This is a genomic window from Cytobacillus sp. FSL K6-0265 (genome assembly GCF_038003465.1).
Classification (GTDB): Bacteria; Bacillota; Bacilli; order Bacillales; family Cytobacillaceae; genus Cytobacillus; species Cytobacillus stercorigallinarum.
In genome coordinates this window covers 3,528,051-3,545,854 of the sequence record NZ_JBBOPE010000001.1, presented here as the reverse complement: position 1 = coordinate 3,545,854, position 17,804 = coordinate 3,528,051, and the positions used below count along the sequence as shown (strand labels likewise).

General features: G+C 37.8%; 17 protein-coding genes, 1 tRNA gene and 1 pseudogene. 8 read left to right on the top strand and 11 right to left on the bottom strand.

The genetic code is table 11. The features are described from left to right. The first annotated feature begins 210 nt into the window (after positions 1–210). The 5 genes from MHH73_RS17945 to MHH73_RS17925 all read left to right on the top strand — a co-directional run bounded on the left by MHH73_RS17945 (position 211) and on the right by MHH73_RS17925 (position 8,015). Positions 211–1,986 (top strand): ABC transporter ATP-binding protein, encoded by a 1,776-nt coding sequence (locus MHH73_RS17945; RefSeq protein WP_341068451.1) that lies wholly within the window; start codon positions 211–213, stop codon positions 1,984–1,986. Between the two features lie 45 nt (positions 1,987–2,031). After that, complete coding sequence (locus MHH73_RS17940) at positions 2,032–2,166, top strand: paeninodin family lasso peptide (RefSeq protein ID WP_191816781.1); 135 nt, start codon at positions 2,032–2,034, stop codon at positions 2,164–2,166. A gap of 103 nt (positions 2,167–2,269) precedes the next feature. Next, positions 2,270–2,890 carry a hypothetical protein gene (locus MHH73_RS17935; RefSeq protein WP_341068449.1) on the top strand — a complete coding sequence of 207 codons (621 nt, stop codon included), beginning with the start codon at positions 2,270–2,272 and terminating at the stop codon, positions 2,888–2,890. A 4-nt stretch (positions 2,891–2,894) separates the two neighbouring features. Continuing rightward, entirely contained in the window at positions 2,895–3,308 is a 414-nt protein-coding gene (locus MHH73_RS17930; RefSeq protein ID WP_341068447.1) for a VanZ family protein, read from the top strand. Positions 3,309–3,938: 630 nt separating this feature from the next. Then, positions 3,939–8,015 carry a beta strand repeat-containing protein gene (locus MHH73_RS17925; protein WP_341069824.1) on the top strand — a complete coding sequence of 1,359 codons (4,077 nt, stop codon included), beginning with the start codon at positions 3,939–3,941 and terminating at the stop codon, positions 8,013–8,015. A 32-nt stretch (positions 8,016–8,047) separates the two neighbouring features. Here the strand turns inward: MHH73_RS17925 and MHH73_RS17920 are convergent, their stop codons facing one another. Together MHH73_RS17920 and MHH73_RS17915 are read right to left on the bottom strand one after the other, a co-directional pair. Then, entirely contained in the window at positions 8,048–9,133 is a 1,086-nt protein-coding gene (locus MHH73_RS17920; protein ID WP_191816778.1) for a tetratricopeptide repeat-containing glycosyltransferase family 2 protein, read from the bottom strand. A 65-nt stretch (positions 9,134–9,198) separates the two neighbouring features. Continuing rightward, positions 9,199–9,489: a transposase gene (locus tag MHH73_RS17915; protein ID WP_191816777.1), complete on the bottom strand. Its 291-nt coding sequence runs from the start codon at positions 9,487–9,489 to the stop codon at positions 9,199–9,201. 142 nt (positions 9,490–9,631) lie between these two features. On the opposite strand from MHH73_RS17915, the gene MHH73_RS17910 reads away from it, so the two are divergent. Next, complete coding sequence (locus MHH73_RS17910) at positions 9,632–9,775, top strand: hypothetical protein (protein WP_191816776.1); 144 nt, start codon at positions 9,632–9,634, stop codon at positions 9,773–9,775. Between the two features lie 250 nt (positions 9,776–10,025). On the opposite strand, the gene MHH73_RS17905 is transcribed toward MHH73_RS17910, so the two are convergent. Then, the gene (locus MHH73_RS17905) at positions 10,026–10,601 is read right to left on the bottom strand and encodes a DUF6944 family repetitive protein (protein WP_191816845.1); all 576 of its coding nucleotides are present in this window, start codon (positions 10,599–10,601) and stop codon (positions 10,026–10,028) included. Positions 10,602–10,821: 220 nt separating this feature from the next. On the opposite strand from MHH73_RS17905, the gene MHH73_RS17900 reads away from it, so the two are divergent. Further along, positions 10,822–11,364, top strand: coding sequence for a PepSY domain-containing protein (locus tag MHH73_RS17900; protein WP_341068443.1), 543 nt, complete (start codon positions 10,822–10,824; stop codon positions 11,362–11,364). Between the two features lie 52 nt (positions 11,365–11,416). On the opposite strand, the gene yidC is transcribed toward MHH73_RS17900, so the two are convergent. From yidC to MHH73_RS17870, 6 genes are all read right to left on the bottom strand, one after another. Further along, entirely contained in the window at positions 11,417–12,178 is a 762-nt protein-coding gene (gene yidC / locus MHH73_RS17895; RefSeq protein ID WP_191816774.1) for a membrane protein insertase YidC, read from the bottom strand. 26 nt (positions 12,179–12,204) lie between these two features. Beyond that, on the bottom strand, positions 12,205–12,537 hold the full coding sequence (locus MHH73_RS17890) for a hypothetical protein (RefSeq protein ID WP_341068441.1): 333 nt from the start codon (positions 12,535–12,537) through the stop codon (positions 12,205–12,207). Positions 12,538–12,737: 200 nt separating this feature from the next. Further along, complete coding sequence (locus tag MHH73_RS17885; protein ID WP_191816772.1) at positions 12,738–13,184, bottom strand: YrvL family regulatory protein; 447 nt, start codon at positions 13,182–13,184, stop codon at positions 12,738–12,740. 493 nt (positions 13,185–13,677) lie between these two features. Next, on the bottom strand, positions 13,678–14,805 hold the full coding sequence (locus MHH73_RS17880; RefSeq protein ID WP_318245522.1) for a Ger(x)C family spore germination protein: 1,128 nt from the start codon (positions 14,803–14,805) through the stop codon (positions 13,678–13,680). A gap of 266 nt (positions 14,806–15,071) precedes the next feature. Then, on the bottom strand, positions 15,072–15,296 hold the full coding sequence (locus MHH73_RS17875) for a hypothetical protein (protein ID WP_191816770.1): 225 nt from the start codon (positions 15,294–15,296) through the stop codon (positions 15,072–15,074). Positions 15,297–15,474: 178 nt separating this feature from the next. Continuing rightward, entirely contained in the window at positions 15,475–15,999 is a 525-nt protein-coding gene (locus MHH73_RS17870) for a GNAT family N-acetyltransferase (RefSeq protein WP_341068436.1), read from the bottom strand. Positions 16,000–16,114: 115 nt separating this feature from the next. On the opposite strand from MHH73_RS17870, the pseudogene MHH73_RS17865 reads away from it, so the two are divergent. After that, a pseudogene (locus tag MHH73_RS17865) lies at positions 16,115–16,615 on the top strand (FMN-dependent NADH-azoreductase); the annotation flags it as partial. A 120-nt stretch (positions 16,616–16,735) separates the two neighbouring features. On the opposite strand, the gene MHH73_RS17860 reads toward MHH73_RS17865, so the two are convergent. Beyond that, complete coding sequence (locus tag MHH73_RS17860) at positions 16,736–17,236, bottom strand: SRPBCC family protein (RefSeq protein WP_191816766.1); 501 nt, start codon at positions 17,234–17,236, stop codon at positions 16,736–16,738. 447 nt (positions 17,237–17,683) lie between these two features. Continuing rightward, positions 17,684–17,756, bottom strand: a tRNA-Ala gene (locus tag MHH73_RS17855). Positions 17,757–17,804 lie beyond the last annotated feature (48 nt).

Here is a 17,804-nt window from a genome sequence, read left to right as displayed (position 1 = left end):
GTTATCTTATGCGCGTACTGTCGCTTTTTTACTATATATTTCTGTTTAATCATCCTGTAGATTAGAAAGTCAGCATCAACCATTGTGAAGGTAATTAAACATAGTTCGTTTCACCTAAATTTTATTGACGTTTAGTGGTGAATCATGGTAAATTGATAGTAGTTCGTTATATAGAATGAAAATGTTCTTTTTGGATTGAGGAGTGGTTTCTTGAAGGATATTGTCTATTTTTTAAAACAAGTTTACCAATATGCTGGCTGGAGACTATTCGCTAGCTTAATAGCAGTTACAATTGTCAGTCTCTTAGATGGATTAGCTATCCTTTTACTGATTCCATTAATCCATTTTACGGGCATGGTCGATTTCGGCTTAGAAAACTCTTTTTTATCCGCTTATTCCTTATTCGAATATGTACCATCTAGTGTCGTACTGCCATTGATTTTACTGATTTTTGTCGTTATTGTAGCTGTTCATCATCTCATTGAAAAAGCTGTGATGATCAAGCATACGCGCATCCAAATGGGATTTTTGACACATTTACGCATGAGTATCTATCAGGACATATTGTTGAGTAATTGGTCTTTTTTTCTGAAAAAAAGCAGTTCTGATTTAATCCATACAGTGCTAACCGAGATTGCTAAAACAAGTGGTGGCACGAGATCTATTTTACAATTATGTACAAATCTGATTTTCGCTTTCGTGCAAATTGGCATGGCGTTTATTCTTTCCCCGTATATTACATGCTTTGTTCTTTTGCTCGGCCTGGTGGCCATTTATATGAACAGGAAATATCTGAAGATGACACAAGCCTTCGGTAAACAAAACTATACATTAGGTAAAAAATTCTTAGCAGGAATAACAGACCAATTAGGGGGAATCAAAGAAATTAAATCTAACCATTTAGAAGCAGCACAATTACGTTGGGCTGGTGAAATGACGCATCAAATGCAAGAAGAACAAGTGAATTATATGAATACGAGATTACGTTCGCAGTTAAATTATAAAATTTCATTAGCTGTATTCATCGCGGCCTTTGTCTATCTATCTATTCAATTATTTCAAGCACAATCAGCCACACTATTACTCATTATTGTTATATTTTCTCGCCTTTGGCCGAGAGTTGCAGGTATTCAATCCTCTTTAGAACAAATAGCAACAGCTATCCCATCTTTTAAAGCGGTAAAATTATTACAGAGCGAATGTAAACAAGCTCGGGAGGAACTTCTCTTATCAGAGGAAAAACTCACCTTAGAGGACAGTATTACCTATCAACAGGTTTCTTTTCGCTACGTCAAAGAGAAGTATGCCTTAAAGGATATTAATGTAACGATCCCATCAAAAAAGATGACAGCGATTGTCGGCAAATCAGGGGCGGGTAAAAGTACATTCGTGGATTTACTCATGGGCTTAAACCAACCACAGGAAGGCAGATTGTATATTGATGGACAAAAGATTAGCAATCATTCGCTTGCCCTATTAAGACAAAGCATTGGGTATGTCTCTCAAGAGCCATTCTTATTTAACGGTACGATTAGAGAAAACTTGCTACTCCTTTGCCCGAATGCTACAGATCAAGAACTATGGCAGGCCTTGACCTTTGCTTCAGCAGCTGATTTTGTAAAAAAATTACCTGAATCTTTAGAAACTTATATTGGCGATCGAGGAATAAAGTTATCTGGTGGTGAGAAGCAGCGGCTTGTTTTAGCAAGAGTTATTTTGAAAGATCCATTAATTCTTATACTTGATGAAGCAACGAGTAGTTTAGATACGGAAAATGAAAAGAACATTCAGGAGAGTATTGAACAATTAAAAGGAAAAATGACAATCATCGTAATTGCTCATCGCCTCTCTACTATTAGAGATGCTGATCAGGTCATCGTGTTAGATGAAGGTAAAGTTGTTCAAGTCGGAGAATTTGTTCAATTATCTAAAGATAAGAACCAGTTATTTAGTCAACTGTTACAGAGGCAGGTGGAGGCAATGTGAATATTTCCTTTTCCTAAAGAAAAAATAGAAAGGATTCGTGATTGTATGAAAAAGCCGTGGGGAGAAGTAAAGCTTGAAGTATTAGATGTAAAAATGACAATGAAAGGTGGAGGACATGGGGGAGGAAAGCACCCACATGATCCTGCTGATCCAGAGCCGGAAACAGATATCTACAGTTGAAGAAATGTCCTTATGTACTTTTGTACATAAGGATTTTTTACTAGAAAAGAGATGCACGCGTTTATTTCAAGTGTGCTGAGCTTTTTATTAAGGTGGTGAGTATATGTTTAAAAAAGTAACTAGTCAGAAGGAACAAGAGGCTTTTGCTGCAACATGGGAATATTTTTGTGATAAAAATGGTTGGCATAAAGACCCTTATGCACAAGATGGCCAGAGGTATCAACTTTTGCTATCTAAAAAAGACCCGACAGTGATCGGTACGATTGAATTTATTCCTTATCATAAAGAAGCACAAGTAGAACGGTACTTTCGCTTTTCTAAAATCCCATCTGTTTTTCAACATCAGGAGAGGGTATGGGAGATAGATAAACTTTGTTTACATAAAGATTATCATAGACAAGGGTATTTCTTGCATTTTTTTGAAATCATATATGATCATGCCCTTCTTTATCAGCCGAAATATTATATAGCTATATTAGAAAAAAAGTTATATCGACTTTTAAAAATGTCTGTTGGTCGACGAGTGATACGGGTCGATAAACAAACTGTTAGATCAGAAGCAACACTTATTCCGGTTGTAATACAGATAGAACAAATAATGAAGGATGATACAATCTTACAATCTCTTGTTTTGCGTAGAAAAAAATTATTGTTGTGGAAATATTTCTTTAGAACAGGCTTAAACCGATTGAAAAATAAAGCTGTGCGTATTCAGAGGGGGTAAATCATTGATATTTTGGAGATACGGAAAACAGTTGAGTTGGATGCTAATTACGATTGGTTATATGGTTTTCATTTGGCTCCAATCTGAATATTTTAACCCTCAATTAATTGAAGTATATGCTTATAACCTAGATTTTCCGATTCTATTAATGCTTGGTTCTGTTTTTGAATTATTGCATCTTATCGAGTTTGGCATTTTATTTATTTTTCTTATCCAGACGTTTAAGACGAACCCTAATGGCGAGTTTACAAAAGAGAAAATGATTGTTTGTTTTATTTTGTCCTTACTTTACAGTCTGATTGATGAAATTCATCAATTGTACGTTCCTTATCGGTCTTTCTCCTTTATTGATATTTTTAAGAACTTTATCGGTATTTTCATTGTTTACTATATTGTTAAGAAAAGGTATAAGTGGTGACTGGTAGTGTCCAATTCTTCTCTTAGATTAAGTCGTTTTTATTCAGTTTATTTTGTTACAATTGTCTATTTTACAGGCGAATACACAAACAGAATACTTTGTTGGGAATAGCATATAGGTAATTGAATATGAAACGAACATAAAATAAATAGATAAAAAGTTTATTTAAATCTAAGGGAGAGAGGAAATTTGAGATATGTGAGAATCATCGAGGAAATCAATCAATTGAGGCAATTGTTAAGTCGTATGTATGACCAAGGCCTATACGATGTTGAAGAAGTAGAAGAGAGGCTCACATATCTTTTTCAATTGTTGTTTCCGGAAACAATAGTTGAATGTTTAACGGAAATTCAAGAGATTCCTGATGATTCCCTTAGACTCTTGGCCGAAATCTTACAAGATCCTATATTAGTTCCAATCTTGATAGAAATAAGTGACGGTGCAGTTGGTGAAATAAATACCCCTCATGCTTGTAATCAAAGATGTAATTGTCGGATGTGCAGATGGTGTAGAAGAGGGGTAACGGGTGCAACAGGAGTTACCGGAGTAACAGGTATTACTGGTCCAACAGGCTCCTCGGGCAGTGAGACAGGAACAACAGGAGCAACAGGAGTAACTGGACCAACGGGTATGACTGGTGCGATAGGTTTAACTGGAAGTACGGGAATCACTGGTCTAACGGGGGCCACTGGTTTAACTGGAGGCACTGGGAATACAGGTGCAACCGGGCTAACAGGGAATTGTGGACCAACTGGAAGTACTGGAGCTACTGGAGTAACAGGTATAACAGGGGCAGATGGTTTAACTGGAGCGACAGGTATCACTGGTCCTGCCGGATCAATGGGATTAACCGGTGCCACTGGCGTAACTGGTCCAATAGGAACCACCGGCGCTAATGGTTTGACAGGAGTAACGGGATTGACTGGTGCTACTGGCTTAACAGGTAGCACAGGGGTGACGGGAAGTACTGGTGCGACAGGCAACACTGGACCAATTGGAGAGACTGGAATAACAGGCTCGACCGGAAATACAGGTTTGACAGGAGCTACAGGAATCACAGGCCCAATTGGTTTAATGGGTCTTACAGGCAGTACCGGAGTCACTGGCATCACCGGTCCTACTGGGGCTACAGGTTTAACAGGTACAACAGGAGTAACTGGCTCGACCGGTTCACCAGGTTTAACCGGCGCAACAGGAACAACGGGGATCACAGGAACAACAGGAGTGACCGGTATCACAGGCAGTACCGGAGTTACTGGTAGTACTGGAGCAACCGGTTTAACGGGAGTAACAGGGTTCGTGGGTTCAACCGGGCTAACTGGGGCAACCGGTATTACTGGACCAACAGGAATCACGGGAACTACTGGTTCAACTGGCTCGGCGGGTCAAACAGGGGGAACAGGAGTAACTGGCATCACGGGTCCTACAGGTGCAACGGGCATAACAGGAACAATCGGCTTGACGGGAGTAACGGGTTTAACTGGAGCCACAGGAATCACAGGTATTACAGGTTCAACAGGAACAACTGGCTTGGCAGGAATCACAGGTCCAACCGGCTCAACGGGTCTAACCGGAGCAACAGGCACGACTGGACCAACGGGGATCACGGGTTCAACCGGAGTGACCGGTATAATAGGAAGTACAGGAATTACTGGTAGTACTGGACCAATAGGAATCACGGGAACTACTGGTTCGACTGGGGTAACGGGACTAACGGGTATTACGGGTATTACAGGTCCAACAGGAATCATCGGAGCAACAGGCATTACTGGACCAACAGGAATCACCGGAGCAATAGGTTTGACCGGACCTACTGGGATTACAGGATCAACCGGCTTGACTGGGGCTACGGGTTTAACTGGATCCACAGGAGTCATAGGAGCAACCGGTTTAGCGGGAGCCACAGGAATCACAGGAAGTACCGGAGTTACTGGTAGTACTGGACTGACAGGAATCACTGGAACTACAGGTTCAACTGGGGTTACGGGAACAACAGGACTAACGGGAGTAACGGGTTTAACTGGATCTACAGGTCTAACAGGAGCAACAGGAACAATAGGTTTGACGGGAGTCACAGGTCAAACAGGATCGACGGGGGTAACAGGCCCAACGGGCTCAACTGGTATAACCGGAGCAACAGGTACTACTGGACTAACCGGAACAACGGGAATCACGGGCACGACCGGTTCAACGGGCCTAACCGGAATAACCGGAGCAATAGGTTTGACAGGAGCTACCGGGATTACTGGATCCACTGGAGCAACCGGTTTAACGGGAGTAACCGGTCTAGCGGGAGCGACTGGAATCACGGGTCCAACTGGGGCAACGGGCATAACAGGAACAACAGGAATAACTGGTTTAACTGGTACAACGGGAATCACGGGCACGACCGGTTCAACGGGTCTAACAGGAATAACCGGAGCAATAGGTTTGACAGGAGCAACTGGGATTACTGGATCCACTGGAGCAACCGGTTTAACGGGAGTAACCGGTCTAGCGGGAGCGACTGGAATCACGGGTCCAACTGGGGCAACGGGCATAACAGGAACAACAGGAATAACTGGTTTAACTGGTACAACGGGAATCACGGGCACGACCGGTTCAACGGGTCTAACAGGAATAACCGGAGCAATAGGTTTGACAGGAGCAACTGGGATTACTGGTTCAACAGGCTTGACTGGGGCAACGGGTTTAACTGGATCCACAGGAGCAACCGGTTTAACGGGAGTAACAGGTTTAGCAGGGGTAACAGGAATCACAGGCAGTACCGGAGTTACTGGTAGTACTGGACTGACAGGAGTCACCGGATCCACAGGAGCAACTGGGGTTACGGGGACAACAGGACTAACGGGCTCGACCGGTTCAACGGGTCTAACAGGAATCACCGGAACAATAGGTTTGACAGGAGCAACAGGGATTACTGGTTCAACAGGCTTGACTGGGGCCACGGGTTTAACTGGAACTACGGGAGTCACAGGTTCAACTGGGGTTACAGGAACAACAGGTTTAACTGGGGTTACGGGAACAACAGGAGTAACGGGTTTAACTGGAACTACGGGGGTCACAGGTTCAACTGGGATTACAGGAACAACCGGGATAACTGGAGTAACAGGAATCACGGGAGCAATAGGTTTGACTGGGGCTACTGGGGTCACAGGAACAACAGGCTTGACGGGTTTAACTGGATCCACAGGAGCAACCGGTTTAACGGGAGTCACAGGTTTAGCAGGGGTAACAGGAATCACAGGAAGTACCGGAGTTACTGGTAGTACTGGACTGACAGGAGTCACGGGAACTACAGGTTCAACTGGGATTACGGGAGCCACAGGACTAACGGGAACTACAGGTCCAACAGGAATCATTGGAGCAACAGGCATTACTGGAACCACAGGACTAACGGGTTCAACCGGAGTGACCGGTATAATAGGAAGTACAGGAATTACTGGTAGTACTGGACCAACTGGAATTACAGGGATAACCGGTTTGACGGGAGTAACAGGTCTAACAGGAGTCACCGGAATAACCGGAGCTACGGGTATCATGGGAATTACAGGTCCAACGGGCTCAACTGGTATAACCGGAGCAACAGGAGTGACCGGTATCACAGGAAGTACCGGAGTTACTGGTAGTACTGGACCAATAGGAATCACAGGAATTACTGGTTCAACTGGGGTTACAGGAACAACTGGCTTGACGGGTTTAACTGGATTCACAGGAGCAACCGGTATCACAGGAAGTACCGGAACAATAGGTTCAACGGGAGTAACAGGTCTAACAGGGGCAACCGGGATCACGGGTTTAACTGGAGCCACAGGAGTTACAGGCCCAACCGGTTTAACGGGAGTAACCGGTCTGACAGGATCGACTGGAATCACAGGTCCAACCGGCTTGACAGGAGTAACAGGTTTAACTGGATCCACGGGAACAACCGGAACAACCGGTTTAACGGGAGTAACCGGTCTAGCGGGGGCGACTGGAATCACGGGTCCAACAGGAGCAACGGGCATAACAGGAACAACAGGAGCAACGGGTTCAACTGGGGTCACAGGGATTACTGGTTCGACGGGAGTAACCGGTCTAGCAGGAATCACCGGAGGAACTGGACTTACTGGTAGTACTGGGGCCACAGGAGTAACAGGTCCAACAGGCGCAATAGGACTAACAGGGGTCACAGGTTTAACTGGAATCACGGGAACCACAGGTGTAACTGGCCCATCAGGCATTTCAGTACCTATTGTCGGTTTTTCGGCTAGCACAAACTTAAGTGGGGTTTCTACTTCGCAACAAATTACTAATTGGAGTGTTGCTTCACCAGGCTATAGTAGTGCAGGTTTTAATGCTACTACAGGTACTTTTACAGTACCAAATACAGGGAGATATTCGATTAAGGCAACAATTAATTATCAAACAACTGCAGCTATTACTATAGCTATCGGTGCAGGAGTTAGTCCCAATTTTAGTATTAGAAGAATATCTACTTCATCAGATTTAATTACTGGTGTATTTCCTATTCTAAATGTAAATATTGCTTTATTATTGAGTCTAAGAACTATATTGGGAGCTGGAACAATTACTCTATCAGGTGATATGAGTTTAAATACAGGTGATACATTGGGCTTATTCTATAATGCAAATGGGCTGACAATTAGCTTGAATTTGGGATCGGGGGCTTTACCGATTGTTTGGTCAATCCATCAAATTGGATAAAAAGAGCAATGTGGGGATTATCCTCACATTGCTTATTTGATGTAATATTCTTTGAAAAAAAGCTCGTTATGATTAACTCTTGAATCATTGGGTCGGAACTCTTTTGCTTTACAGTGATGGAAATAGGATTGCTTTTCATCACCATTTTGCCAATAACAATAACATAATTGAATATGTGGGTACCAGGTAGTATAAGATTCATCTTTAAAATTAAAATGAGTCGGCTCTTCGAGAGTAGTTGCTAATTGATACCAAAAAATAGCCTTATTAAAGTCGTTTTTTTCTTTATAGATATCACCAATTTTACAAGCGACTTCAGGTCTAGGTGTATCAAACTTCATCGTTAAAATGAGTGCCTCAAGCTCACTTTCTTCTATATTTAAATGTTTATAACATTCAGCTATAGATAAGCATGCCCTAATTTCATCCTCGACCCATCCCTTTTTACTCTGTAAAAATTGTGCATAATAGGCAATTGCGTTTTCGAATCTAGCATGGTCTTTTAATTCATTTGCAAAATAAAACAAATCCCTTGGTGAAAACTCCTCACCCTTTTCTAACCTTTTCTCGTATATTTTAATATTGCGATCATTTTGTTCATGATGAGTTTGTTTACTAGTTTTATTATGCTTAATGGCTATATCTGACTCAATAATATGGCCTCCGACTTCCAAGTATTCATGGACAGGTCCATGCCACTTGAAATGTCGGTCCTTTTTAACTAAACGATGTCTACGAGAACTAAAAGTTGGTTTATTTTCTTCATCAAAGGCTAAATGGTAGAGCATAGCGACAGCATCTACGTCAGAAGATAACGATCCTTTTAAGTCTTTCATTTTTTGTCGGTCATCTGGTAAAAGTATATCGTCCGCATCTAACCAGAGAATATAATCTTTTGTGGCTTGCTCAAAAGCATAATTCCTTGCAGCGGCAAAATCATCTATCCATTCAAAGTGAAAAATATGTTCAGTAAATTCTTTAGCGATCTTCTCTGTTTTATCTGTTGACCCCGTGTCTACAATAATAATTTCATCACATAAATCTGACACACTTTCTAAGCATTGAGCAAGTACTTCCTCTTCATTTCTTACAATCATACAAAGACTAATTGTGATCATTCCGTTTCACCACCAAATAAAGAATCCTTATACTATATGAATGGCGAAAGAAATGGGTTCAGACTTCATTGGTTATTCATTGAAAGTCTTAAAAATAATAAATATAGAAAGAAAACCCCTAGATATCCTCCTGTTATTAAAAATAAAGGATTAAGAAAGACGACATGGACGGTTGTCATAAATACTACATTTTCTCTAATGATTTCATAAACTGTTGTTGCTGTTATACTTTCAAAAACGATGAGGCAAATGGTAGCAATAGAAACTAGTACAATATGTGTGTGTACCCAATATTTATTCGCGAAAACCATTAAAAGGGGAATAATTATAATCATCAAAACAATGAAAAATACCATAAAAAATCCTCCCAAGAAGAGTGATAGGGTTAGTTTTTGTTATTTTTCAGGGAAAGATACATATATTTTCCGAAAAATATAAAAACGATTAAAGGAACTTAACTAGATTTGTCGAATGATAGGTGAAAAGGAGTTGAGAGTAATGAAACAAGTGAAACAACAACAGTGGATTTGCTCTAAGTGTGAGAAAGTAATAGAAGATAAGAATGAATATATCGATAATAAAGGCGTTTGTGACCCATGTTATTCTCGTAAACTGAAGATAAGGCGTGGTTTTAAGGTTTAAAAAAATAGTGAATCCCATATTTGTAATAATCAAATATGGGACATCGCTTATTTTGATTTGTGCCCGACTTTTTTAGTTAAACAAGTCATACAAATGGTCTTGCTTTTTATGATTTGTATTTCATGATAATAAACAAGTTCCTGACATTTATTGCAAAGTACAAATTCACTCATGAAATCTACACATCCTTTCTTTAAAGGTATATGTAAGAGGAGAGGTAATCATGATTACTTGTACGAAACAAATAGACTTACTCATTTAAATGAAGTGCAATCTCTTGAAGTTCTTCTTTAATTTGGCCAATAAGTGATAAAACAGCCCCAATTGCCTGTATCCAACTACCGTAAAATCCAAATTCTTCACCGGTATCATTTTCTTTGTCTCTTAATGCATCTATTCCTCCTTTTGCTTGCATACTATTGCCAATTCCTTGAAGGAAGCCACCAACGATATTTAAAGATCTGCCGGAGGGAGTTAAATCAAAAAACTCATCACATAATGCAACGAAACTTCCTAAAGCTTGGAACCAATTACCGGCGATGATTATTCTTTGATTCAAATCTTTATTCGGATCAAAAAGGATGCCAGTGATAACAAGAGAATTGCCAACAGCTTGGACTTCATCACCAATAAGTTCAAGCGAATAGGTCCCTTGTCCATCAGCGGAGAGTGCTTCGCCTGTAGCTTGAAGAATATTCCCTTGCAAACGCAAATCAATTTTAAGTTGTTGATTGATAGGGAGTTGAGGAGTACTTCCTAAAGCTGCTTCAATCGTGCCGATAGTTGACAGTACGGATCCAAAAATCTCCTTTAGATGACTATTCAGACTAATCCCCTCCCATACTCGCTTCATTATATGTAAGTGGGTAAGGAAGTGGGTTTGTACTTAAAGAGATAAAAATGGAAGGTGCATTATTTCCTGGTACATCCTCCGAATAAAGCCATCATAAAGTTAACTTTAAGTAAATCCCTTCTAAAACTTGTTTTTTTTTGAAAGAAGAGGGAATATAAAATATAAGTACATAATAGTTAAAGGAGAACGATAAATGATGAAGAAATTTTCACTTTTATTATCGATAATGACGATTTTTTGTTTGACTGCATGTGGCGACGGTGACGGTGATGGCGATTCTAACAGCAAAAACATAGATAAGCCTAATCTAGCTGAAGCAGAAATTGAAGTGAGTCTTCAAAATGCTGTAGATATTTTTCTGCGAGAATTCGAAGTGGATGATATCACAAAAGTTGAATTAGATAGTGATATGGATCAATGGAAATATGATGTGGCTGGAATTACTAATGATAAAGAATATGAACTGGTGATTGATGCCCATACAGGTGATATTTTAAATAAAAGTGAAGAGGGGATTGAAAAAGGAGAAAAAGATCAAGGTATTTCATTAAATGAGGTGATTTCACCATCAGAAGCGATTAAAATTGTTCAAGCAGAAACGAGTAATGAAATCGGTGGTTGGACATTAGAAGTAGAAAATGGAACAGAGCAGTATGAAATAGAAGTCAGAGATGGAAGTGAAGAGATCGATTATATTATTCATGCGATAAGTGGTGAGTTAGAAGGCAGAGATTAAATATAGTAAAGTCCAATGATTAACTTAATCATTGGACTTTTTTTACCCATTATTAAAGACTAGGTTGCACGACGGGTGTTTTCTTATATTTTTTCTGGATGACATATGTCTGGATAATAAGGAATACTCCACTCACTGACCAATATAAAGGCAATGCAGCTGGTGCAGATAGGGAAATGAACAAGATCATTGCCGGTGAAAGGTATCCCATAATTTTCATTGGTCCTTGTTGTTGATCCTTTGGTAATTGCATAAGGGAAACTCTGAATTGTAAATAATAAATGACCCCGGCGATAATAGCCATTGGAATATTGGCATGTCCTAGGCTAAACCATAAAAAGCCATGGGTAGCGATTTCAGGAGATGTTTTAATAGCATAATAAATAGCCATCAAGATCGGCATTTGTATCAGCAAGGGCAAACATCCCATATTCATTGGGTTGACCCCATGTTTCGCATATAAGCCAATAAGCTCTTGTTGTAATTTTTGCTTCTTAGCCTCATCTTTTGTTTTGTTAATTTTCTCTTGAATAGCCTTCATTTCAGGTTGTAACGCGTCCATTTTGACCTTCATCGATTGAGAACTTTTTACTTGTTTAACGGTTAAAGGTAGTAAGATTAACCTTAATAATATAGTCACAAGCACAATACTCCAACCATAATTTCCGTGGAATATTCCTGCAAAATAATCGATAATAGAAATCAATGGCTGCACAAAATAATGTTGAAAAAATCCTGTGTCTGTACCACCGTTTGCTTGACAGCCTGCTAATAACAATGAACTTGTAATTACTAACCATAAAATTTTCTTCAAAATTAGTTCCTCCTCTAATGATTGTTTTAATTAATCATTAGAGAAAGAAAAGCTTCGTCGCTTTCGTCTGGACTTTCTTTACGACGAACAGTAAGTAAACGGTTTTGCTTACATGCCCAATTAAGCACATTAGAAAGAACAGAGGCGTATTGGTTTATTAGGTCAGCGTCTGCTTCTTGCAGTCGATAAAAAAGCATACCTGTATTTCGTTGTAAGAAATAAATCGTTAAGGCGGGGAGTAGAATTGTTAAGACAATACCAGCTAAAGTTAAGTCATGTATCGTTTGATAATCAAGTTCAAAAAGACTAGCAAATATCATCCCAAAGAGAATGGTATGATTGAATGATAAATGTCTCATTAGTCTGCTCCCCTCCTGTCAAATTCTTTTACATATTTTCATTTTAATCATAGCGGAATCTGAATGAAAAGTAAATGAAGCAAGACTTACATGCTATGGACATCCTTTTTGTGTAAATAGTACAAGCATCTTTTTTCTGGAACATCCATCTTAAAAAATAGTGTTACGGTATGGGGGGATTAATGGGTAATTGTTTTCGTCTATTTTTTTTCCTCATCCTTCTCAAAGTCTTCGCATACATACTCTATTAATGAAAAAATAAGGGCTAAAATAATCGTAGCGAACAATCCGATTTGGATGGAATGCATGACATAATCTAAAAATGAAATAATCGCCCAGTTTGTCAAAAAAGAAAACACTAAAGACGTAACCTGTTGTTGCTTCTGGGTGTATTTCTCCGAATGCTTCATCAATAAAATGAGTGCTCCTATGAAAATATCAGATACGATTCCAATGAGAAAATAAAGCAAAATAAATGAAATGAGGGATGAGAAGGATTCAAATTTGACGTTAAGTAAATGAAAGATTCCTAGGGTACTAAAAAAATAAAGAGCAAGAACGAATGATAAGACCAACAGAACAAGGATGCTTATAGCAATAGTTGCCCCAATGATGTTCCTTTTCTTTGATGATGGTTTGTCTTTCATCTCTTATCCCTCCCAAACTTCCTTAAGATATGTAAAATACTACATTATATTGAAGTGTTTGCCAACTTAGATTAAGTACTTCTGTAGTAATCTTGTAGAATACATTGGAGAGAGCGTATCGTGGTATTTCTCTAGGGGTGATTCGCTTATTGCCATTCATGAATAACTCAATTATAACTTTAAGGGACTATATGAAAGAATAGAGGGCTCCAATTGCTGATAAGTCTCATATACCAAAGGTTAAACAATAGTAGGGGTTCTGTTGTTACTAAGAAGCAAAGGAAACAAATGGAACAAATAATACAAAGTTGTTATCCAGTGGGCCTTTGCTTCTTTATTCAACACTACCTACTCTTTATTTTACTTTATGCACTAGCACGCCTTTTAATTGACATTCTATGGAGGTTAAAAGTCATTTTGAGCACGAAATAAGTGTAACAACTACTCACTTTTACTTCCAATGATTAACGTATTTATGCTTCGTGTCTTTTCTTTAGTTTTTTAATACTTTATTTGGACTATGAGAATATTTAATCTCCACGTTTATATCTTCGGCAGTAATATTCTCAAACATGCCTTGAAATTTGTGTTGTTTCCAAATTTTATTATGATGCCTAAAAAGGTAATCTTCAAAAAGGTATACATCTATCCCTTTTTCTCTCCCAGATTCTAATGATAAGAAGGCTTCTTCTCTGATTTGCTCTTCAACTTTATGTTTAAGAGCATCTTGATTTACTTCTGACGCTCCCTCCCTTAAAATAATTGTGGATTTTATGTTTAACTTTAATTTAGAATGAAAGTCGTTTTTCTCCAAAGTTATTTTAGTTTTAGGATCTCTAAGTTCGACTTCAACAGGGTCGCTTTCATTTTCCATATTAACTTGTATTAAACTTCGTTCTACCTTTGCCTGCTTATTAGCTTTGATATACCCACTTAACTGAGATGAGTTTAAAACACCTATGTAGTTCCCGCCTTTGATAAAGTATCCTCCATTTAAATAGGGGACTTGAAATTTCTTTTCATTTTTTTTAACGTTATTGTCAGTTACTTCAACTCGAGGTAGTAAGATCGTCTTTGTTGCTTCTCCTAATCCAATAAGATATTTTGTTGCATCTATAGCAGGGACTTCAGAGACTTGCCTTTGTGTATCAAGAGGTTGGTTAATAATACTGCTTGTATATGGATAATAAAAAGGCATTTTCAGTGTCAATATTTTTTCCAAATCCTCATTAGTGCCATAAATCCACCCGTGGACACGTATGTTGTAATTCGAAGATAGAGAATCAGTCGTTTCCTTTAGTCTATGCTTGATTATATTTTCTGAGAAAATAAAGCTATTTATATGATCATAATTAATGTTTAATTGCATAGTTTTATAAATATTAGTTAATGCTTTATTTATTGTATTGCCTCTTCCTATCCCCAACCATACTGGTTTATCTTGATTAATAGAACTGTTCTCAGTCTTAGCTACATTTGAAAAATCTAAAAATTGAACATATACCACATACTCCTCGTCAATAAAGTCAATACCAAAACCAACGGCGTATGCTTGATATTGAATTTCTACAGGCTTTTGACATCCACTTAACAAAAGAAACATAATCATAGTAATGAAGATCCTCTTAATTTTAACTCTCCCCTTTAAGGTAAACTATCTTAACTTAGAGTGATGTTAAATGGACCTAAGTATGCATAAATGATAAAGTCATTTACATATTTCAGGCTCTTTACCTGCTATGCTTTCGTATTTCAACATATTTGAATGAAGTGTTTCGAAGTAGATGTATATTTTAATTAATCAATTAATCTGTGAACAACGGGGTAAATGACTGATTATGTATAATGTTTTTTGAAAAAACAGCCCACTAATGAGGGCTGTGAACTTCAATATAATGGTTGTTGGTTATGGCAGGATGGAAACCCCGTAATATCTTGAATCATATGAAAATCATATTGCTTTAATGCGAATTGGGATTGATATAAATATTCAATCACTAATAATTTTCTTTGAGATGTACCACAAAGTTTCCCTGATGCCCCTTGACCATTGGTGAATGAGATACCAATTGGTTGACCAATTAAATAATTAATTTTATGTTGCCATGGCATGGTGAGATCACTCCTTCAAAGCATCTTATGATTTTGAAGGGATTGGGTGCATGTATGAGCTTTATTAAAGAATTATTAGTTATTTAATTGAGATTGCCGGCGAGGGTAAAGTTTTAAAAGCTTTTTTTTGGAAGGGCTTTTTAACATAAGTCACCATTTGCACGAATAAATAAGGCAATTACTTCAAATCGGAAATTAACATGCCGTACACAATACTATCTGTCCATTCATTTTTATTCCAAAAATCTTGTATGAAATGTGCTTCCTTTCTCATACCAATTCTTTCACATAATTTTTGTGAAGCTATATTTCGTGCATCTAGATTAGCTTGTATACGATGCACTTTAAATTCATCAAATAATTTATAGACCAAACTACTTACTGCTTCTGTTGCTAAACCTCTATCAGCAACTTCATTTGAAAAACTATAACCAATCTCAACAGTGTCTTTCATATCTGTATACCATACGGATAAATCACCAACTACTTTATTCTTGTATAGAACAGCTAAACTTAACATGGATTCTTTAGTGAGTGCACAGTTTCCTAGCTTTTTATCAAACCTTTTGTTCATATCTTCTTGAGTCCACTTATTATGTAATAAGAACTTACAGGTATCATCATTATTATAAATAGCAAATACATCCTGTAAATCATTACGTTTAAAAGGTCTGATTAGTAGTCTTTCTGTTGTGATTTTCAAGTTAGTTCTTCCCCCTTGCTTTTATTCTACAAACATTTCTTATAGTATTTGACCTCCTTTTATATGTTACCTTAAATACATATTTCACCATAGTAAATGAATATGCTCTTCACCAATTGACTTATATAGCGACGAAGTACCTATGGTAAATAAGATAGTTTTAATGCTTGCTAAGAATCAAGAACTTACGATTGAAGAAAAAGAAGTAACAAACCGTATGAGCGCAGTGTTACAACAATTTAAGAGTGAGAATAAGTATGTAATCGTTCTCCCATTGCATAATTTTAATGTACCAACAAAATTAAAAGACTATATGGATAATATTTTAATTGCGAGAGAGACTTTTAAATATACAGAGAATGGTTCTATTGGCTTACTTAAAGATGGAAGAAGTATGCTGGTGATACAAGGAAGTGGTGGTATTTATACTAATAATGACTGGTATACTGAAGTCGAGTACTCACACAAATATTTGAAATCTATGTTCAATTTTATTGGAATTGAAGATTATCATATGGTTAGAGCGCAAGGGACAGCTTTACTAGACAGAGAGACAATTTTAGAAAATGCTTATATTGAAGTCGAAAAAATTGCTTCTGAACTTGCAAAGAAATAAATAAAAAAAGCAAAGAAGAGAAACTTTTAAATTTCTCTTTTTTGCTAATTGTGATATTGAATCTGACTATTTTATACTGTGCTTCAAGCATGTTTCTTGTTAAAGTTAGCCTTATTTTTATTAAAATGATGGATATGTAATCTTTCCTGTTTCTACTAATTCCTTCAAACCTAAGAACATATAATGCCAACCTTGTTCGGTCTCTTTCTTCCAATCTTCATGTGCTTTTTGAATATCTTCAGTAGTCCAATCTTTTTCATGGATTACGTTAATTTCTTGTGTAAAAGTCATTTCACAGCCTGATTCAAGCGATTCGATTTCCACTGTAATGTCGTCTTCTAAATCACTAAATTGTGGCATTTTGAATGTGAAAACAAGTTTCGCTGGTGGTTCCACCAATTTATATTCTCCAATAGCTCGATAATCTTTCCCATTCCGATGATCCACAACTTCCCATGTTCCACCTACACGAGGATTACTCTTTGCCACTTTATTTGTATGTTCCATAGTGAACAACCATTTTTTAATCGTGTCTGCTTTAGTCCACGCGTCAAATACTTTTTCTGCTGGAACATTAAATTTGCGTTTCATATTAAGGGTTGTTATTGATGTTTTCGCCATCTGAACCATCCTCTCAACGATTGATTATTCTGTTGATTCATTCTTACGTCTTTAGTACTTGAAACGTAGTTCTTATATAACGAAAGTGGTCTTTCAAAAAAACAGTATAACCAATATTGGATAATATTACAAATTTCAATCCTTAACTATTGAAGCTACTTGCAGTTATTAGTAGTTATTAATCGAATTAGTATTAGCTGTTATATTAAAAAAATCTAGCTGGTCAGAGCATGGATTGGAATTCAGAATGGAGTGCTTGGGTATGTACTTATACAAATAATGCCGATGCTGTTGAAGGTTTTGAAGGAGATTGGTAGTGCAATTTAGAGATAAAAAAACTTAGAAAAAATGACTTTCGGCAACAATTCGGCTACATCTATATTTTTAGTGAGTGTGGTTGCTAAGAAAAAAATAAAAGAAGCCCTGATAAATCACGGCTTCTTGGTATGGAGAATAGGGGGCTCGAACCCCTGACCTCATCGCTGCCAGCGATGCGCTCTCCCAGCTGAGCTAATCCCCCGCTAAGTATATAAAAATTATAGCGAGAGAATGAATATTTTTCAATAGT